We start from the raw sequence: 1018 nt of genomic DNA on the forward strand, positions 1-1018 counted from the left end.
GGGCAATGACCTCGTCAGCTAAACCGTTCGCCCCCTACTTGTAGAAACATGTTTGAGGCTGGTTGGGACTACGATCTCGCATAACAAGCGAAGCTATGATACTGCAAGAGGAATTAGGGGTAACCGGTAATTTAATTATTTGGAGGAGGAGATCTGGAATGAATCCAGTCGTTGGTCTGGATATATCAAAAGGGGAAAGTGAAGTTCAAGGATTTTTAGATAAAGGAAAACCTTATCGTAAAAGCTTTAGCATCAGGCATGATCTCGAAGGTTTAGGATCATTATTTAAGTTTCTTAAGGAGATAAAAGATGTAACTGGTCAACAACCTCCGGTTGTATTAGAAGCTACAGGGCATTATCATGCGCCAGTTGTTCAGTATTTGGAGGAGCGTAATTATTTATTAATAATCATCAATCCATTGATTTCCCATAGAGCCAAAAGTTCAAGTTTACGAAAAGTGAAAACAGATGCAGTTGATGCTTATCGGCTCTGTGAGCTTTACTATAAAGAGGAATTAGAGCCCTATAAAAAGCGTGGAATACGACTCTTAAATCTGCGTAATCTTACTAGGCAACATGCAAATATAACCGAGATATATGTACAAACCAAATTACAATTTCAAGCAGTATTAGATCAAGTATTTCCTGAATATAAGGGAGTTTTTGGTGAGTTATACTCTGTAGTATCTTTACTTACCCTGCAAAAATATCCTACATCAAAAGATATCTTGGCTGCTAGTGAAGATGAGTTGGCTGATGGTATAAAACAGTTATATAAACATGGATCAAAAAAATGGGTACAAGAAAAGACACAAAAACTTAAGAATGCCGCAGCTCGAAATCCATTTCAAGAAACTTTATACAAAAGTCATTTATTAAGCATGACTATGTATATTGATATGCTTCTTCAATATAAAGAGTATCTATCAAAGTTAGAAACAGAGATAGCTACTCTCGCTAAGGAAATTGAAGAATATAAGATTATCCAATCTATCCCTGGTATTGGTGAAAAAATCGC

The 1018-nt window shown here is 36.1% G+C and carries 1 protein-coding gene; it reads left to right on the top strand.

Annotation, left to right across the window (positions count from 1 at the left end; genetic code table 11):
• Window positions 1-158: 158 nt before the first annotated feature.
• Window positions 159-1018, top strand: an 860-nt coding sequence (locus AAHB15_RS29890; protein WP_342043896.1) for an IS110 family transposase, incomplete at its 3' end; no start/stop codon positions are given.

The sequence above is a fragment of the Bacillus sp. OTU2372 genome (genome assembly GCF_038440275.1).
In the GTDB taxonomy this organism is placed as follows: domain Bacteria; phylum Bacillota; class Bacilli; order Bacillales; family Cytobacillaceae; genus Neobacillus; species Neobacillus bataviensis_B.